Source organism: Streptomyces sp. NPDC048416, assembly GCF_043200435.1.
GTDB lineage: Bacteria > Actinomycetota > Actinomycetes > Streptomycetales > Streptomycetaceae > Streptomyces.
In genome coordinates this window covers 1-18,376 of the sequence record NZ_JBICXU010000040.1, presented here as the reverse complement: position 1 = coordinate 18,376, position 18,376 = coordinate 1, and the positions used below count along the sequence as shown (strand labels likewise).

General features: G+C 69.9%; 14 protein-coding genes. All 14 read left to right on the top strand.

From position 1 onward, the window contains the following. Positions 1-14: 14 nt before the first annotated feature. The 14 genes from ACGFW5_RS32190 (at position 15) to recQ (ending at position 18,096) form a co-directional block, all read left to right on the top strand. Positions 15-569: a NuoB/complex I 20 kDa subunit family protein gene (locus tag ACGFW5_RS32190; RefSeq protein ID WP_393837865.1), complete on the top strand. Its 555-nt coding sequence runs from the start codon at positions 15-17 to the stop codon at positions 567-569. Continuing rightward, positions 566-1,291 (top strand): NADH-quinone oxidoreductase subunit C, encoded by a 726-nt coding sequence (locus ACGFW5_RS32185; protein ID WP_393837864.1) that lies wholly within the window; start codon positions 566-568, stop codon positions 1,289-1,291. Before ACGFW5_RS32190 ends, ACGFW5_RS32185 begins: the two co-directional genes overlap by 4 nt. Further along, on the top strand, positions 1,291-2,613 hold the full coding sequence (locus tag ACGFW5_RS32180) for an NADH-quinone oxidoreductase subunit D (protein ID WP_393837863.1): 1,323 nt from the start codon (positions 1,291-1,293) through the stop codon (positions 2,611-2,613). Before ACGFW5_RS32185 ends, ACGFW5_RS32180 begins: the two co-directional genes overlap by 1 nt. Before the next feature lie 17 nt (positions 2,614-2,630). Next, on the top strand, positions 2,631-3,443 hold the full coding sequence (gene nuoE, locus ACGFW5_RS32175; protein ID WP_393837907.1) for an NADH-quinone oxidoreductase subunit NuoE: 813 nt from the start codon (positions 2,631-2,633) through the stop codon (positions 3,441-3,443). Further along, positions 3,443-4,804: an NADH-quinone oxidoreductase subunit NuoF gene (gene nuoF, locus ACGFW5_RS32170; RefSeq protein ID WP_393837862.1), complete on the top strand. Its 1,362-nt coding sequence runs from the start codon at positions 3,443-3,445 to the stop codon at positions 4,802-4,804. Before nuoE ends, nuoF begins: the two co-directional genes overlap by 1 nt. Next, a complete protein-coding gene (locus ACGFW5_RS32165; RefSeq protein ID WP_393837861.1) occupies positions 4,801-7,335 on the top strand; it encodes an NADH-quinone oxidoreductase subunit G in 2,535 nt (844 codons plus the stop codon). The genes nuoF and ACGFW5_RS32165 overlap by 4 nt, the downstream gene beginning before the upstream one ends. After that, positions 7,332-8,726, top strand: a complete 1,395-nt coding sequence (gene nuoH / locus ACGFW5_RS32160) for an NADH-quinone oxidoreductase subunit NuoH (protein ID WP_393837860.1) — start codon at positions 7,332-7,334, stop codon at positions 8,724-8,726. Before ACGFW5_RS32165 ends, nuoH begins: the two co-directional genes overlap by 4 nt. A gap of 19 nt (positions 8,727-8,745) precedes the next feature. Further along, positions 8,746-9,414 carry an NADH-quinone oxidoreductase subunit NuoI gene (nuoI, locus tag ACGFW5_RS32155; protein WP_393837906.1) on the top strand — a complete coding sequence of 223 codons (669 nt, stop codon included), beginning with the start codon at positions 8,746-8,748 and terminating at the stop codon, positions 9,412-9,414. After that, positions 9,411-10,292, top strand: coding sequence for an NADH-quinone oxidoreductase subunit J (locus ACGFW5_RS32150; protein WP_393837859.1), 882 nt, complete (start codon positions 9,411-9,413; stop codon positions 10,290-10,292). Before nuoI ends, ACGFW5_RS32150 begins: the two co-directional genes overlap by 4 nt. Beyond that, positions 10,289-10,588, top strand: coding sequence for an NADH-quinone oxidoreductase subunit NuoK (gene nuoK / locus ACGFW5_RS32145; RefSeq protein WP_100578793.1), 300 nt, complete (start codon positions 10,289-10,291; stop codon positions 10,586-10,588). Before ACGFW5_RS32150 ends, nuoK begins: the two co-directional genes overlap by 4 nt. Before the next feature lie 15 nt (positions 10,589-10,603). Next, positions 10,604-12,559 carry an NADH-quinone oxidoreductase subunit L gene (nuoL, locus tag ACGFW5_RS32140; RefSeq protein ID WP_393837858.1) on the top strand — a complete coding sequence of 652 codons (1,956 nt, stop codon included), beginning with the start codon at positions 10,604-10,606 and terminating at the stop codon, positions 12,557-12,559. 4 nt (positions 12,560-12,563) lie between these two features. Then, entirely contained in the window at positions 12,564-14,159 is a 1,596-nt protein-coding gene (locus ACGFW5_RS32135; protein ID WP_393837857.1) for an NADH-quinone oxidoreductase subunit M, read from the top strand. Next, entirely contained in the window at positions 14,156-15,808 is a 1,653-nt protein-coding gene (nuoN, locus tag ACGFW5_RS32130; RefSeq protein ID WP_393837856.1) for an NADH-quinone oxidoreductase subunit NuoN, read from the top strand. The genes ACGFW5_RS32135 and nuoN overlap by 4 nt, the downstream gene beginning before the upstream one ends. Before the next feature lie 419 nt (positions 15,809-16,227). Then, on the top strand, positions 16,228-18,096 hold the full coding sequence (recQ, locus tag ACGFW5_RS32125) for a DNA helicase RecQ (RefSeq protein WP_393837855.1): 1,869 nt from the start codon (positions 16,228-16,230) through the stop codon (positions 18,094-18,096). Positions 18,097-18,376: the final 280 nt, after the last annotated feature.

The window sequence follows — 18,376 nt, the reverse complement described above, 5'->3', positions numbered from 1 at the left end:
GCTGAGGGGCACTTATGGGACTCGAAGAGAAACTGCCAAGCGGCTTCGTACTGAGCACGGTTGAGCAGGCCGCGGGCTGGGTGCGCAAGGCGTCCGTCTTCCCCGCCACCTTCGGCCTCGCCTGCTGCGCCATCGAGATGATGACGACGGGCGCGGGCCGTTACGACCTGGCCCGCTTCGGCATGGAGGTCTTCCGCGGCTCCCCGCGCCAGGCCGACCTGATGATCGTGGCCGGCCGGGTCAGCCAGAAGATGGCGCCGGTCCTGCGGCAGGTCTACGACCAGATGCCCAACCCCAAGTGGGTCATCTCCATGGGCGTGTGCGCCTCGTCGGGCGGAATGTTCAACAATTACGCGATTGTTCAGGGCGTTGACCACATTGTTCCGGTTGATATCTACCTGCCCGGTTGCCCACCCCGGCCCGAGATGCTGATCGACGCGATCCTCAAGCTCCACCAGAAGATCCAGAGCTCCAAGCTCGGGGTCAACCAGGTGGAAGCGGCCCGCGAGGCGGAGGAGGCCGCGCTCAAGGCGCTCCCCACCATCGAGATGAAGGGGCTGCTGCGGTGAGCTCTCCTGATACGCCCGGCACCCCGGAACAGAGCGGTGTGCCCGCCCCGCGCGAGAACACCGGCGACGTCATCGGCGTACGCAAGGGCATGTTCGGGGCCGCCGACGGCGGTGACACCAGCGGCTACGGCGGCGTCATCAAGACCGTCACCCTGCCCGGCGCCACCTCGCGGCCCTACGGCGGCTGGTTCGACGAGGTCGCCGACGAACTCGAAGGCGCCCTTGAGGAGCAGGACCTGCTCCCCGAGAACGCGATCGAGAAGACGGTCGTCGACCGCGGCGAGCTCACCTTCCACATCGCGCGCGAGCACCTGGTGCGCGTCGCCCGCACCCTGCGCGACGACCCGGCCCTGCGCTTCGAGCTCTGCACGGGCGTGAGCGGCGTCCACTTCCTCGGAGACAAGGGCCGCGAGCTGCACGCCGTCTACCACCTGCGCTCCCTCACCCACGGCCGGCTCATCCGGCTCGAAGTGAGCGCCCCGGACAGCGACCCGCACGTGCCCTCGCTCGTCGAGGTCTATCCGACCAACGACTGGCACGAGCGCGAGACCTACGACTTCTTCGGTCTCGTCTTCGACGGCCACCCGGCCCTCACCCGGATCATGATGCCGGACGACTGGCAGGGCTTCCCGCAGCGCAAGGACTACCCCCTCGGCGGCATCGCGGTCGAGTACAAGGGCGCCCAGATCCCGGCTCCGGACCAGCGGAGGTCGTACACCTGATGACCACTTCACCTTCGTCTCCCCGCGAGACGACCGAGGGGACTGTATATACGGTCACCGGCGGCGACTGGGACGACGTCGTCCAGTCCGCCGCCAAGGCCGACGACGAGCGCATCGTCGTCAACATGGGCCCCCAGCACCCCTCCACGCACGGCGTGCTCCGGCTGATCCTGGAGATCGAGGGCGAGACCGTCACCGAGGCCCGCTGCGGAATCGGTTACCTGCACACCGGAATCGAGAAGAACCTCGAATTCCGCACCTGGACGCAGGGCACCACCTTCGTCACGCGCATGGACTACCTGACGCCGTTCTTCAACGAGACGGCGTACTGCCTCGGCGTCGAGAAGCTGCTCGGCATCACCGACCAGATCCCCGACCGGGCCTCGGTCATCCGCGTGCTGCTCATGGAGCTCAACCGGCTCTCCTCGCACCTGGTCTGCATCGCCACCGGCGGCATGGAACTCGGTGCGACCACGATCATGATCTACGGCTTCCGTGACCGTGAACTCATTCTCGACCTCTACGAGCTGATCACCGGCCTGCGCATGAACCACGCGTTCATCCGCCCCGGCGGCCTCGCCCAGGACCTGCCCCCCGGCGCGATGGACCAGCTCCGCGCATTCGTGAAGACCATGAAGAAGAACCTGCCGGAGTACGACAAGCTCGCCACCGGCAACCCCATCTTCAAGGCCCGCATGCAGGACGTCGGCTACCTCGACCTCACCGGCTGCATGGCGCTCGGCGCCACCGGCCCGATCCTGCGCTCGGCCGGCCTGCCGCACGACCTGCGCAAGACCGACCCGTACTGCGGCTACGAGAGCTACGAGTTCGACGTGCCGACCGCCGACAGCTGCGACTCCTACGGCCGCTTCCTGGTCCGCCTCGAAGAGATGCGCCAGTCGCTCAGGATCGTCGAGCAGTGCCTGGACCGGCTCGCGCCGGGCCCGGTCATGGTCGAGGACAAGAAGATCGCCTGGCCCGCGCAGCTCGCGCTCGGCCCGGACGGGCTCGGCAACTCGCTCGACCACATCAAGAAGATCATGGGCACCTCGATGGAGTCCCTGATCCACCACTTCAAGCTGGTGACCGAGGGCTTCCGCGTCCCCGCCGGGCAGACCTACGTGGCCGTCGAGTCACCCAAGGGCGAACTCGGCGTGCACGTCGTCTCCGACGGCGGCACCCGCCCCTACCGGGTCCACTTCCGCGACCCGTCCTTCACCAATCTCCAGGCCATGGCGGCGATGTGCGAGGGCGGCCAGGTCGCCGACGTCATCGTCGCCGTCGCGTCCATCGACCCCGTGATGGGAGGCGTCGACCGGTGACCGACATCCACTTGGGCATGCCGCAACTGCCCGCGCCCGACTACCCGGCCGATGTACGCGCCCGGCTCGAAGCGGACGGCAAGGAGATCGTCGCCCGCTACCCCGACAGCCGCTCCGCACTGCTGCCGCTGCTCCACCTCGTCCAGGCGGAGGAAGGATACGTCTCGCGCACCGGCATGGCCTTCTGCGCGGACCTCCTGGAGCTGACCACGGCCGAGGTCACCGCCGTCGCCACCTTCTACTCCATGTACCGGCGGGGGCCCTCGGGCGAGTACCAGGTCGGTGTCTGCACCAACACGCTCTGCGCGGTGATGGGCGGCGACGCCATCTTCGAGGAGCTGAAGCGGCACCTGGACGTCGGCAACAACGGGACGACCGACGACGGCAAGGTGACGCTCGAACACATCGAGTGCAACGCCGCCTGCGACTTCGCGCCCGTCGTGATGGTCAACTGGGAGTTCTTCGACAACCAGACCCCCGAGAGCGCCAAACGGCTCGTCGACGACCTGCGCGCGGGCCGCGAGGTGGAGCCCACCCGGGGCGCGCCGCTGTGCACGTACAAGGAGACCGCGCGCATCCTGGCCGGCTTCCCCGACGAGCGCCCCGGCGCGGTCGCCGCCACCGGTGGCGCGGGGCCCGCGTCGCTGGCCGGACTCCGGCTCGCCAAGGGCGAGGTGGCCGGCGCACGCGTGGTGCACCCGCGGGGCGAGGGACCCAAGGACGCGCCACAGCCCGGCGCCCAGCACATGAGCTCGCACGACGCACCGCAGCAGACCTCAGCGTCCGACCCGGCGCACCCCGCCGGTCCCGCCGCCGAGGAGGGGGAGTGATGACCTTGGCCACCGGGATCGAAGGAAACGGGAACGGGAGCAGCCCGGAAAAGCTCCTGGTCCCCGTCCTCTCCGCCTTCTGGGACGAGCCCGAAGCGTGGACGCTGGACACCTACCGGCGCCACGACGGATACGAGGGCCTGCGCAAGGCGCTCGCGATGACCCCGGACGACCTCATCGCGTACGTCAAGGACTCCGGTCTGCGCGGCCGCGGCGGCGCCGGCTTCCCCACCGGGATGAAGTGGCAGTTCATCCCGCAGGGCGACGGCAAACCGCACTACCTGGTCGTCAACGCCGACGAATCGGAGCCCGGGACCTGCAAGGACATCCCGCTCCTGTTCGCCAACCCGCACTCCCTCATCGAGGGCATCGTGATCGCCTGCTACGCGATCCGCTCCTCGCACGCCTTCATCTATCTGCGCGGCGAAGTCGTCCCCGTACTGCGGCGGCTGCACGAGGCCGTGCGCGAGGCGTACGAGGCGGGGTTCCTGGGCGAGGACATCCTCGGCAGCGGTCTGAACCTCGACGTCACCGTGCACGCCGGCGCCGGCGCGTACATCTGCGGCGAGGAGACCGCGCTCCTGGACTCCCTCGAAGGCAGGCGCGGCCAGCCCCGGCTGCGCCCCCCCTTCCCCGCGGTCGCCGGTCTGTACGCGTGCCCCACTGTGGTGAACAACGTCGAATCCATCGCGTCGGTTCCCGCGATCCTGAACCGGGGCAAGGACTGGTTCAAGTCGATGGGCAGCGAGAAGTCCCCCGGCTTCACGCTGTATTCGCTCAGCGGGCACGTCACGAGCCCCGGCCAGTACGAGGCGCCGCTCGGCATCACCCTGCGCCAGCTGCTCGACATGAGCGGCGGGATGCGCAAGGGCCACCGCCTCAAGTTCTGGACGCCGGGCGGCTCCTCGACCCCGATGTTCACCGACGAGCACCTGGATGTGCCGCTGGACTACGAGGGCGTGGGCGCCGCCGGTTCGATGCTCGGCACCAAGGCGCTCCAGTGCTTCGACGAGACCACCTGCGTGGTGCGGGCGGTCACCCGCTGGACGGAGTTCTACGCCCACGAGTCCTGCGGCAAGTGCACCCCCTGCCGTGAAGGGACGTACTGGCTCGTCCAGTTGCTCCGCGACATCGAGGCCGGCAAGGGAGCCATGGGCGACCTCGACAAGCTGAACGACATCGCCGACAACATCAACGGCAAGTCGTTCTGCGCGCTCGGCGACGGCGCGGCCTCGCCGATCTTCTCCTCGCTCAAGTACTTCCGCGACGAGTACGAGCAGCACATCACGGGCAAGGGCTGCCCCTTCGACCCCGCCAGGTCCACCGCCTGGGCGGACGACAGCACGGAGGTGAACGCATGACTGTGACGACGAGTAGCGCTTCCTCCGGGGGCGGCGAGGCGGCCGGGCCGTCGAAGGCCGCCGAAGAAACAGTCTCGCTGACCATCGACGGCATCGGCATCAGTGTCCCCAAGGGCACCCTGGTGATCCGCGCCGCCGAACAGCTCGGCATCGAGATCCCGCGGTTCTGTGACCACCCCCTGCTCGACCCGGCCGGCGCCTGCCGCCAGTGCATCGTCGAGGTCGAGGGCCAGCGCAAGCCGATGGCGTCCTGCACCATCACGTGCACCGACGGCATGGTGGTCAAGTCCCAGCTCTCCTCGCCGGTCGCAGAGAAGGCACAGCGCGGCGTGATGGAACTCCTGCTCATCAACCACCCGTTGGACTGCCCGGTCTGCGACAAGGGCGGCGAATGCCCCTTGCAGAACCAGGCGATGCAGGTCGGCGACACGGACTCGCGCTTCGAAGGCAAGAAGCGCACCTATGAGAAGCCGGTCCCGATCTCCACCCAGGTGCTCCTGGACCGCGAGCGCTGTGTGCTGTGCGCGCGCTGCACCCGCTTCTCCAACCAGATCGCCGGCGACCCGATGATCGAGCTGATCGAGCGGGGCGCGCTCCAGCAGGTCGGCACCGGCGAGGGCGACCCGTTCGAGTCGTACTTCTCCGGCAACACCATCCAGATCTGCCCCGTCGGCGCGCTGACCTCGGCCGCGTACCGCTTCCGCTCCCGCCCCTTCGACCTGGTGTCGTCGCCCTCGGTGTGCGAGCACTGCGCGGGCGGCTGCGCGACCCGCACCGACCACCGGCGCGGCAAGGTCATGCGGCGCCTGGCGGCCGAGGACCCCGAGGTCAACGAGGAGTGGGTCTGCGACAAGGGCAGGTTCGCCTTCCGGTACGCGCAGAAGCCGGACCGTCTGACCACGCCGCTGGTGCGCACCGCGGACGGCGTACTCGAACCGGCGAGCTGGCCCGAGGCGCTGGATGCGGCCGCCGCCGGACTCGCGGCCGCGCGCGGCCGGGCGGGGGTGCTCACCGGAGGCCGGCTGACCGTCGAGGACGCGTACGCCTACGCCAAGTTCGCGCGTGTCGTCCTGGACACCAACGACGTCGACTTCCGGGCCCGTGTGCACTCCGCCGAGGAAGCCGACTTCCTGGCGGCCAGGGTCGCGGGGCGCGGCCGGGACCTCGACGGGCGGGGCGCGACCTACGCCGTCCTTGAGGGGGCGCCGGCCGTCCTGCTCGTCGGCTTCGAGTCCGAGGAGGAGGCGCCGGGCGTCTTCCTGCGGCTGCGCAAGGCCTGGCGCAAGCACGGCCAGCGCACCTTCTCGCTCGCCACCCACATGACCCGCGGCCTCGCCAAGGCGGGCGGCACCCTGCTGCCGGCCGCGCCCGGTACCGAGACCGAATGGCTCGACGCGCTCTCGGGCGGCGTCGGCCTCGACGCGGACGGCGCGAAGGCGGCCGAGGCGCTGCGCTTGGAGGGCGCCGTCCTCATCGTCGGCGAGCGCCTGGCGGGCGTGCCCGGCGCGCTGACCGCCGCGGTACGCGCGGCCGCGGCGACCGGCGCCGAACTGGTGTGGATCCCGCGCCGTGCCGGTGAGCGCGGCGCCGTGGAGGCGGGCGCGATCCCGTCGCTGCTGCCCGGCGGCCGCCCGGCCACCGACCCCCGCGCCCGCGACGAGGTGGCCACCGCCTGGGGCGTGCGCGAACTCCCGCACCGCTACGGGCGCGACACCGGCCAGATCATCGAGGCCGCGGCCACCCGCGAGCTGGCCGCGCTGCTCGTCGCGGGCGTCGACCCGGCCGACCTGCCGGACCCGGCGCGCGCCCGCCAGGCCCTCGAAGAGGCCTTCGTGGTCTCGCTCGAACTGCGGCCCGGCGAGGTCACCGCCCACGCCGACGTGGTGTTCCCGGTCGCCGCGGTCGCCGAGAAGCCCGGCACCTTCCTCAACTGGGAAGGCAGGGCACGCCTTTTCGAGGCCGCCCTGAAGCCCGAGCAGCTGACCCGCACCCCCTCGCCCACCGACGCGCGCGTGCTGCACATGCTGGCCGACGCGCTCGCCGACACCGGTGGCGCCCTGGGACACGGCCACTTCGCCCTGCCCGATCTGCGCGCCGTACGGAACGAGATGACACGGCTCGGCACCTGGGACGGGCCGCGCGCGAGCGAACCGTTGGAGCCGGCGCACGTGCTGCCCCGGCCCGCCGAGGGCGAGGCCGTCCTCGCCGGTCACCGGATGCTGCTCGACCGGGGCAGCCTCCAGGAGGGCGACGAGGCGCTGGCCGGCACCCGGCACGCGTCCGTGGCCCGCCTCTCGGCGGCCACCGCGGCCGAGTCCGGCGTCAAGGACGGTGACCTCCTCGCCGTCACCGGCCCGGCCGGCAGCATCCAACTCCCGCTCCAGGTCAGCGAGATGCCCGACCGGGTGGTATGGCTGCCGCTGAACTCCGTCGGCGCCGGAGTCGTCGCCGACACCGGCGCGGTCCCCGGACAGGTCGTCCGCATCGGACCGGCCGTTACGGATGCCCCCTCGGAGGTGGTGGAGGCGTGATCACGCTCGCTGCGGAGGACCTGTCCCTGTTCGGCCGCGACCCCTGGTGGCTCGTCGTCGTCAAGGCCGTCTTCTGCTTCGCGTTCCTGATGGTGACCGTGCTGTTCTCCATCGTGTGGGAGCGCAAGGTCGTCGCCTGGATGCAGCTGCGCATCGGCCCCAACCGGCACGGCCCCTGGGGCATGCTCCAGTCGCTCGCCGACGGCATCAAGCTGATGCTGAAGGAAGACGTCATCGTCAAGCGGGCCGACAAGGTCGTCTACGTCCTGGCCCCGGTCATCGCCGCGATCCCGGCGTTCATGGCGATCGCCGTGATCCCGTTCGGGCCCGCGGGCAACGAGGTGTCGGTCTTCGGCCACCGCACCACGATGCAGCTCACCGACCTGCCGATCGCCATGCTGTACGTCCTGGCCGTGGCGTCGGTCGGCATCTACGGCATCGTGCTCGCGGGCTGGTCGTCCGGGTCCACGTATCCGCTCCTCGGCGGCCTGCGCTCCTGCGCGCAGATGATCTCCTACGAGATCGCCATGGGCGCGGCCTTCGCCTCGGTCTTCCTCTACTCCGGGTCGATGTCGACCTCGAAGATCGTGGAGGCGCAGGGCGACCGCTGGTACATCGTGCTGCTGCCGGTCTCGTTCATCATCTACATCGTCACGATGGTCGGCGAGACCAACCGGGCCCCGTTCGACATGCCGGAGTCCGAGGGCGACCTGGTCGGCGGCTTCAACACCGAGTACTCGTCCATCAAGTTCGCGATGTTCATGCTCGCCGAGTACGTCAACATGGTCACCGTCTCGGCCGTCGCGACCACCCTCTTCCTCGGCGGCTGGCGGGCGCCCTGGCCCATCAGCACGTTCTGGGAGGGCGCGAACCACGGCTGGTGGCCGATGCTCTGGTTCGTCATCAAGGTCCAGCTGCTGCTGTTCTTCTTCATCTGGCTGCGCGGCACGCTGCCCCGGGTCCGCTACGACCAGCTGATGAAGCTGGGGTGGAAGGTGCTCATCCCGGTGTCGGTGGTCTGGCTGATGCTGGTCGCGACCGTGCGGGCGCTGCGCAACGAGGGGTACGACTTCTCGAAGATCGTGCTGTACGTCGGCGCCCCCGTCATCGCGGTGCTGCTGCTCTCCTTCGTCGTGGACGTCTTCCGGAGCAAGAAGGACGGGGCGGACGAGGAGGCGAAGACGCCACCCGCCGCCTTCGACCCGATGGCCGGGGGATTCCCGGTGCCGCCGCTGCCCGGACAGACCCTTCCGCCCGTACCCCGCCGACGGCCGGCCTGGGGGTCCCCCCGTGCGAGCGAAGCCGAGCGTGGGGGAGGGCGCGAGTTGATTGTCAGTGGTGGGGCGGATACCCAGAGTGACGGAGAAGGAAGGGAGGGCGACGGTGTCTGACACGCCATCCGACAAGTCGGTGAGCAGGAAGCCGGGCAAGCCCGGAGAGCCGGCGGGACCGCAGGAACAGCAGGACACGTTCCTCAACCCCGTGGCCGGCTTCGGTGTGACCTTCAAGGCCATGTTCAAGAAGCGGCTGACCGAGCAGTATCCGGAACAGCAGAAGGTCACCGCGCCGCGCTTCCACGGCCGCCACCAGCTCAACCGGCACCCCGACGGCCTGGAGAAGTGCGTCGGCTGCGAGCTGTGCGCCTGGGCCTGTCCCGCCGACGCCATCTATGTGGAGGGCGCCGACAACACGGACGAGGAGCGCTACTCGCCGGGCGAGCGCTACGGCCGCGTCTACCAGATCAATTACGCGCGCTGCATCCTGTGCGGCCTGTGCATCGAGGCATGCCCCACCCGGGCGCTGACGATGACCAACGAGTTCGAACTGGCCGACTCCTCGCGCGAGAACCTGATCTACACCAAGGAGCAGCTGCTCGCCGGGCTCGACGACACCATGGTCGACAGCCCGCACGCGATCCACCCGGGCATGGACGAGCAGGACTACTACCTGGGCCTGGTCACCGAGGCGGCGCCCGGCACCGTCCGGCAAGTCGCGCTCAGCAAGGGGGAGCGGCCCCAGGAGGCGGCCTCCACCTTCGGTGCGGACGAGCCCGCGTCCGGCAAGGTGGTGGGGGCATGAGCGCGCCCGCCGTCGCGCTGGCCGTCGCGGCCTCGGGCACCTCCACCGGCGAGGCCTTCCAGTTCTGGGTGCTCGGCACGGTCGCCGTGATCGGCGCCCTGTGCACGATCCTCATGAAGAAGGCCGTGCACAGCGCGCTCTGCCTCGCCGGGACCATGATCATCCTCGCGGTCTTCTACCTCGCCAACGGGGCGTACTTCCTGGGCATCGTCCAGATCGTCGTCTACACCGGCGCGATCATGATGCTGTTCCTGTTCGTCGTCATGCTGGTCGGTGTCACCGCCGCCGACTCGCTGAAGGAGACCATCAAGGGCCAGCGCTGGTGGGCCGCGGCCTGCGGGCTCGGCTTCGGGGTGCTCCTGATCGCCGGCCTCGCCAACGCCTCGCTGAAGAGCTTCAACGGGCTCGGCCAGGCCAACGCCAACGGAAACGTCGAGGGGCTCGCCACCCTCATCTTCACCAAGTACGTCTTCGCCTTCGAAATCACCGGCGCCCTGCTGATCACCTCGGCGGTCGGCGCGATGGTGCTCACCCACCGGGAGCGCACCGAACGCGCCAAGACCCAGCGGGAGATGTCCGAGGAGCGCGTACGCGGCAGGCACCTGCCCCCGCTGCCCGCCCCCGGCGTCTACGCCCGGCACAACGCGGTCGACGTCGCGGGCCTGCTCCCCGACGGCACCCCCTCCGAGCTCACCGTCAACCAGACGCTCCGCGGCCGCGGCCAGATCCGTGACGTGTCCAGTCAGTCGCTCGCCGACCTCAAGGCACTGGAGCAGCGCTCCGAGGACCGGCTCGGCCGGGACCACGACTCCCAGCGCGGCCGTGACACCGGCCGCGACCACGACCTCGGGCGCGACCAAGAGGAGGCCACCAAGTGAATCCGGTCAACTACCTCTATCTGGCAGCCCTGTTGTTCACCATCGGCGCCGCCGGCGTGCTCATCAGGCGCAACGCGATCGTGGTCTTCATGTGCGTCGAGCTGATGCTCAACGCCTGCAACCTCGCGTTCGTCTGCTTCTCCCGGCTGCACGGCAACCTCGACGGCCAGATCATCGCGTTCTTCACGATGGTCGTCGCCGCCGCGGAGGTCGTCGTCGGCCTCGCGATCATCGTGTCGCTCTTCCGTTCCCGCCACTCGGCCTCGGTCGACGACGCCAGCCTGATGAAGCTGTAAGGGGTCGCTGGAACCGTGGGAAATACAGAGAACCTCATCGCGCTGCTCATCGCGGCGCCTCTGCTCGGAGCGGCCGTCCTGCTGTGCGGCGGCCGGCGCCTGGACAAGGCCGGCCACTGGCTCGCCACCCTGCTCGCGGCCGCGTCGTTCGTCATCGGCGCGGTCCTCTTCTTCGCCATGCTGGGCCGCTCGGCCGAGCACCGGACAGTGACCCAGCACCTGTTCAGCTGGGTGCCGGTCGAAGGCTTCCAGGCCAACGTCGGCTTCCAGCTCGACCAGTTGTCGATGACCTTCGTCCTGCTGATCACCGGTGTGGGCACCTTGATCCACATCTACTCGATCGGCTACATGGAGCACGACGAGAACCGCCGGCGCTTCTTCGGCTACCTCAACCTGTTCCTCGCGGCGATGCTCCTGCTGGTCCTCGCCGACAACTACCTGCTCCTGTACGTCGGCTGGGAAGGCGTGGGCCTCGCGTCCTACCTGCTCATCGGCTTCTGGCAGCACAAGCCCAGCGCGGCGACCGCCGCCAAGAAGGCCTTCCTGGTCAACCGGGTCGGCGACATGGGTCTGTCCATCGCCATCATGGTGATGTTCACGACGTTCGGGTCGTTCGCCTTCTCCACGGTCCTCGGCGGGACGGCGAACGCGAGCTCGGGCCGCAACACCGCCATCGGTCTGATGCTGCTGCTCGCGGCGTGCGGCAAGTCGGCGCAGGTGCCGCTCCAGTCCTGGCTGGGCGACGCGATGGAGGGCCCGACCCCGGTCTCGGCCCTGATCCACGCGGCGACCATGGTGACCGCGGGCGTCTACCTGATCACCCGCTCCGGCGCGGTCTTCAACGCGGTGCCCGACGTCCAGACGGTCGTCGTGGTCGTCGGCGCCGTCACGCTCCTGTTCGGTGCGATCGTCGGTTGCGCCAAGGACGACATCAAGAAGGCCCTCGCGGGCTCCACGATGTCGCAGATCGGCTACATGATCCTGGCCACCGGCCTCGGCCCGATCGGCTACGCCTTCGCGATCATGCACCTGGTGACGCACGGCTTCTTCAAGGCCGGGCTCTTCCTCGGTGCCGGCTCCGTCATGCACGGCATGAACGACGAGGTCGACATGCGCAAGTACGGCGGCCTGCGGAAGTACATGCCGGTCACCTTCGCCACCTTCGGCCTCGGCTACCTGGCGATCATCGGCTTCCCGGGCCTGTCCGGGTTCTTCTCCAAGGACAAGATCATCGAGGCGTCGTTCGCCAAGGGCGGCACCGAGGGCTGGATCCTCGGCGCGGTCACCCTGCTCGGCGCCGCGATCACCGCGTACTACATGACGCGCGTGATGGTGATGACCTTCTTCGGCGAGGAGCGCTGGAAGAACACCAAGACCGCGTCACCGGCCGAGCCCGACGTGGAGCCCGCCGCCGAGACGCACGGCACCCACGCCGAACCGCACCCGCACGAGTCCCCGAAGACCATGACGATCCCCATGATCGTGCTCGCCTTCGGCTCGGTCTTCGCCGGTGGCATCTTCGGCATCGGCGACCGCTTCGTGAAGTGGCTGGAGCCGGTCACGTCCTTCGACCACGGCGACTCGCCGGTCGGCCAGTGGACCGTCACCGCCGCCACCGTCGTCTGCCTGCTCATCGGGGTGGGCCTCGCGATCGTCCAGTACGGCCGGGGGTCCGTACCGGCGCTCGCCCCCCGCGGCTCGCTGCTCACCCGGGCCGCCCGCCGCGACCTGCTCCAGGACGACTTCAACCATGTGGTCCTGGTCCGCGGCGGCGAACACCTCACCCGCTCGCTCGTCTACCTCGACCACAGCCTGGTCGACGGAGTCGTCAATGGAACCGCCGCCTCGGTCGGCGGGCTCTCCGGCCGCCTGCGCAAGCTGCAGAACGGCTTCGCCCGCAGTTACGCGGTCTCGATGTTCGGAGGTGCTGTGGTGATCATCGCCGCGACTCTGCTGATGAGGGCGGTGTAACACGATGTCCTTCCCCCTCCTCACCGCGACGGCCGCCCTGCCGGCGCTCGGCGCGGTCGCGACCGCGGCCGTCCCCGCCGCCCGGCGGACCGCCGCCAAGTGGCTGGCCCTGCTGGTCTCGGCCGGCACCCTGGTGCTCGCCGCGATCCAGCTCGTACGGTTCGAACCGGGCGGCGCGCGCTACCAGTTGACCGAGTCGCACGCCTGGATCAAGGACTTCGGCGTCCGCTACGAACTGGGCGTCGACGGCATCGGGGTGGCCCTGATCGGGCTCACCGCGCTGCTCATCCCGTTCATCATCGCGGCCGGCTGGCACGACGCCGACCCGCTGGAGACCCACGCTGAGCCCAATAGCAGCTTCGCTGCGGGCCGCTGGCGGCCGACCCAGGGCTTCTTCGCCCTGATCCTCGCCGTCGAGGCGATGGTGGTGCTCTCCTTCGAGGCCACCGACGTCTTCGTCTTCTACATCCTGTTCGAAGCCATGCTCATCCCGATGTACTTCCTCATCGGCGGCTTCGGCGACCGGGCCCACGCGGGGGGCGACGAGGCGGCGGCGACCCAACGCTCGTACGCGGCCGTCAAGTTCCTGCTCTACAACCTGGTCGGCGGGCTCATCATGCTGGCCGCGGTCATCGGCCTGTACGTGGTGGCCGGCTCGTTCTCGCTGGACGAGATCGCCGCGGCCCGCGCCAGTGGCTCGCTCCACATGGCGACCGGCACCGAGCGGCTGCTGTTCCTCGGCTTCTTCTTCGCCTTCGCGGTGAAGGCCCCGCTGTGGCCGCTGCACACCTGGCTGCCCAACGCGATGGGCGAGTCGACCGCGCCGGTCGCGGTGCTCATCACCGCGGTCGTCGACAAGGTCGGCACCTTCGCGATGCTGCGCTTCTGCCTCCAGCTCTTCCCGGAGGCCAGCAAGTGGGCGACGCCCGTGATCGTGGTTCTCGCGGTGATCAGCATCATCTACGGGGCGCTGCTCGCCGTCGGCCAACGCGACATCAAGCGCCTGGTGGCGTACGCGTCGATCTCGCACTTCGGCTTCATCATCATGGGCATCTTCGCGATGACCAGCCAGGGCCAGTCCGGCGCCACGCTGTACATGGTCAACCATGGCATCTCGACGGCGGCGCTGATGCTGGTGGCCGGCTTCCTGATCTCGCGGCGCGGCTCCCGGCTCATCTCGGACTACGGCGGCGTCCAGAAGGTCGCGCCGGTCTTGGCCGGCACCTTCCTGATCGGCGGCCTCGCCACCCTGTCGCTGCCGGGCCTGGCGCCCTTCGTGAGTGAATTCCTGGTCCTGGTCGGCACGTTCAGCCGCTACCCGGTGGCCGGTGTGGTCGCCACCCTCGGCATCGTCCTCGCGGCGCTGTACGTCCTCGTCCTCTACCAGCGGACGATGACGGGGCCGGTCAAGGCCGAGGTGCAGGGCATGCCGGACCTCAAAGTCCGGGAACTGCTCGTGGTGGCCCCGCTGATCGCGCTGCTGATCTTCCTCGGCGTCTACCCGAAGCCGCTGACGGACATCGTCAACCCGGCGGTGCAACACACCATGTCGGACGTACACAAGAAGGACCCCAACCCTGCGGTGGAGGCGGCCAAGTGAGCTCATCAGCTGTCCACAGCCTGTGGACCACGGCGGCCCAGGGAAAGCTGGACAAGATCCCCACACCGCACATCGAGTACGCCCAGCTCGCGCCCACGCTGATCGTGGTGGGTGCGGCGGTCGTCGGCGTCCTGGTGGAGGCCTTCGTCCCGCGCCGCAGCCGCTACTACGTGCAGGTGTTCCTCTCGGTGGTCGCGCTCGCCGCCGCCTTTGCGGCAGTGGTCGGCCTCGCGGCCGGCGGCTACGGCACGACCAAGGCGCACATCGCGGCCATGGGCGCGGTCGCCGTCGACGGCCCCGCGCTCTTCCTCCAGGGCACGATCCTGCTGGCCTCCATCGTCGCGGTCTTCACCTTCGCCGAGCGCCGCCTCGACCCCGAGGCGCACGGCAGCCGGGTGGACTCCTTCGCCGCGCAGGCGGCCTCGGTGCCGGGCAGCGACAGCGAGAAGGCCGCGTTCAAGGCCGGTTTCACCACCACGGAGGTCTTCCCGCTGGCGCTGTTCGCGGTCTCCGGAATGCTGGTGTTCCCGGCGGCGAACGACCTGCTGACCCTGTTCGTGGCCCTGGAAGTCTTCTCGCTCCCCCTCTACCTGCTGTGCGCGCTCGCCCGCCGCAAGCGGCTCCTGTCGCAGGAAGCGGCGGTCAAGTACTTCCTGCTCGGCGCCTTCTCGTCGGCCTTCCTGCTCTTCGGCATCGCGCTCCTGTACGGCTACGCGGGCTCCGTCTCGTACGCCACGATCGCCGACGTCGTCAGCGGCTCGGTCCAGAACGTCGACCCGGCGCTCGCCGGCACCATGGGCAACGACGCGCTGCTGCTCATCGGCGGCGCGATGATCCTGATGGGCCTGCTGTTCAAGGTCGGCGCGGTGCCGTTCCACATGTGGGCCCCGGACGTCTACCAGGGCGCCCCGACCCCGGTGACGGGCTTCATGGCGGCCGCCACCAAGGTCGCCGCCTTCGGCGCGCTGCTGCGTCTGCTGTACGTGGTGCTGCCCGGCATGAGCTGGGACTGGCGGCCGGTCATGTGGGGCGTCGCGATCATCACGATGCTGGGCGGCGCGGTCGTGGCGATCACCCAGACCGACATCAAGAGGCTCCTGGCCTACTCCTCGATCGCGCACGCCGGGTTCATCCTGGCCGGTGTCATCGCCACCAACGCCGACGGCATCTCGTCGGTCCTCTTCTACCTGGGGGCGTACTCCTTCGTGACGATCGGCGCGTTCGCCGTGGTCACGCTGGTACGGGACGCGGGCGGCGAGGCGACCCACCTGTCCAAGTGGGCGGGGCTCGGCCGGCGCTCGCCGCTGGTCGCGGCGGTCTTCGCGGTCTTCCTGCTCGCCTTCGCGGGGATCCCGCTGACCTCCGGGTTCTCCGGGAAGTTCGCCGTGTTCAAGGCGGCGGCGGAGGGCGGGGCCGGGGCGCTGGTCGTGGTCGGTGTGATCTCCTCCGCTGTCGCGGCGTTCTTCTACATCCGGGTGATCGTGCTGATGTTCTTCAGCGAGCCGAAGGCGGACGGGCCGACGGTGGCGGTGCCGTCGCCGCTGACCATGACGACGATCGGGGTGGGGGTCGCGGTCACCCTGGTGCTGGGTGTGGCGCCGCAGTACTTCCTTGACCTTGCGCAGCACGCGAGCGTGTTTGCGAGGTAGGTGGCTTTTGCGGGGCCCCGGCGTGCACCAATGCCGGGGCCCCGCCCCATACCCCGCCCCGCACCTGAACGGCCCTCGTCCTCAATCGCCGGACGGGCTGAGGTGGCCCCCACGGGCCGGTGTGGGGCAGCCGAGCGGGCTGGGAATGTGCATGCTGCCCGGGACCGGTTCCGCCGGGGGCGCGGGGAACTGCGCGAGAGGCGGGCACGGTCCGCAGGCGAGAGCGGGACGCCGGACGGGCTGAGGTGGCCCCCATGGGCCGGTGTCGGGCAGCCGGGCGGGCTGAGGATGTGCGTGCTGCTCGGCACCGGGCCGGGCAGGGGCGTGGGCCGGGGTTGTGGATAACTCGGGGGGGTGTTTGTGGGGGCGCCTATCGTTGCTGGGGTGAACGGTGACGGACCAGTGCGGGGGACAGAGCGATGAGCGCAACCGGCGGAACGCAGATCGTGGAGACGGAGAGCGAGGCCCTGCGAACGCTCCACCGCGTCTTCGGCTACGACACCTTCCGCGGCGCCCAGGGCGACATCATCGAGCACGTCGTGGCCGGCGGCGACGCCCTCGTGCTCATGCCCACCGGCGGCGGCAAATCGCTCTGCTATCAAATCCCCGCCCTCGTCCGCCCCGGCACCGGCGTCGTCGTCTCTCCGCTCATCGCCCTGATGCAGGACCAGGTGGACGCCCTGCGGGCGCTCGGCGTGCGCGCCGGGTTCATCAACTCCACGCAGGATTTCGACCAGCGCCGCACCGTCGAGGCCGAGCTCCTTGCCGGGGAGCTCGACCTGCTCTACCTGGCGCCCGAACGGCTCCGCGTGGAAGCCACCCTCGACCTGCTCTCCCGAGCCAAGATCTCCGTCTTCGCCATCGACGAGGCGCACTGCGTCGCCCAGTGGGGCCACGACTTCCGCCCCGACTACCTCGCCCTGTCCCTGCTCGGCGAGCGCTGGCCGGACGTACCGCGCATCGCGCTCACGGCGACCGCCACGGACGCGACCCACCAGGAGATCACCCAGCGCCTGGTGATGCCGGACGCCCGGCACTTCGTGGCGAGCTTCGACCGGCCCAACATCCAGTACCGGATCGTGTCCAAGAGCGACCCGAAGAAGCAGCTCCTCAGCTTCCTCAAGGAGGAGCACGACGGCGACGCGGGCATCGTCTACTGCCTCTCACGTGCCTCCGTGGAGAAGACCGCGCAGTACCTCAGTGACAATGGCGTCCGGGCCGTCCCGTACCACGCGGGGCTCGACGCCGGGACGCGCGCGGTCAACCAGTCCCGCTTCCTCAGGGAGGACGGCCTGGTGGTGGTGGCGACCATCGCCTTCGGCATGGGCATCGACAAGCCGGACGTCCGGTTCGTCGCCCACCTCGACCTGCCCAAGTCCGTCGAGGGCTACTACCAGGAGACCGGCCGGGCCGGGCGCGACGGGCTGCCGTCGACGGCCTGGATGGCGTACGGGCTCCAGGACGTCGTCCAGCAGCGCAAGATGATCCAGGGCGGCGAGGGCGACGAGGCGTTCCGGCGCCGGGCCGCCGCCCATCTGGACGCGATGCTGGCGCTCTGTGAGACCGCCTCGTGCCGGCGGGCCCAGCTCCTCGGCTACTTCGGCCAGGAGGCGCCGGCCGAGAACTGCGGCAACTGCGACACCTGCCTCACCCCGCCGAAGACGTGGGACGGCACGGTGGCCGCGCAGAAGGTGCTCTCCACGGTCGTACGCCTTCAGCGCGAGCGGGGCCAGAAGTTCGGTGCGGGCCAGATCATCGACATCCTGCTCGGCCGCAGGACCGCGAAGATCATCCAGTTCGACCATGACGCGCTGTCCGTGTTCGGCATCGGGGACGAGCTCTCCGAAGCCCAATGGCGCGGCGTGGTACGGCAGTTGCTCGCGATGGGGCTGCTCGCGGTGGAGGGGGAGTACGGGACGCTGGTCCTGACCGAGCCGAGTGGCGAGGTGCTGGGTGGCCGGCGCGAGGTCCGGATGCGCACGGAGCCGGAGAAGCCGGTGCGGCCGGCGCGGGCCTCCTCGAAGAAGCCCGCCGCGGCGGTCGACCTGCCGGCCGAGGCGCTTCCCGTCTTCGAGGCGCTGCGGGTGTGGCGGGCGGCCGAGGCGAAGGAGGCGGGGGTTCCGGCGTATGTCATCTTCCACGATGCGACGTTGCGGGAGATCGCTACGGTTCGGCCGGGGTCGTTGGAGGAGTTGGCCACGGTTGGGGGGGTGGGGGAGAGCAAGCGGGCCAAGTATGGGGAGGCCGTGCTTGGCGTCCTGTCCGGGCTGAGCGGGCCCGGCGAGTAGACCCCCTGGGGCGGGCCCCGGGCCCCGGGGGTTTGCCCGCCCTCCCGCCCGTGCGGCTACTTGGGGGTGCAGCTCCCTGGGGCTCCGCCCCAGGCCCCGGGGACGTTTTCCCACCCGCCCGCCCGTGCGGCTACTTGAGGGTGCAGCGCCCTGGGGCTGCGCCCCAGACCCCGGGAGTTTTCCCGCCCACCCGCCCGTGCAGCGCATTGAATGGGCTGAGCCCTGGGGCTGCGCCCCAGACCCCATGCGGGGGCTCCGCCCCCTGCACCCCCGTTCGCGC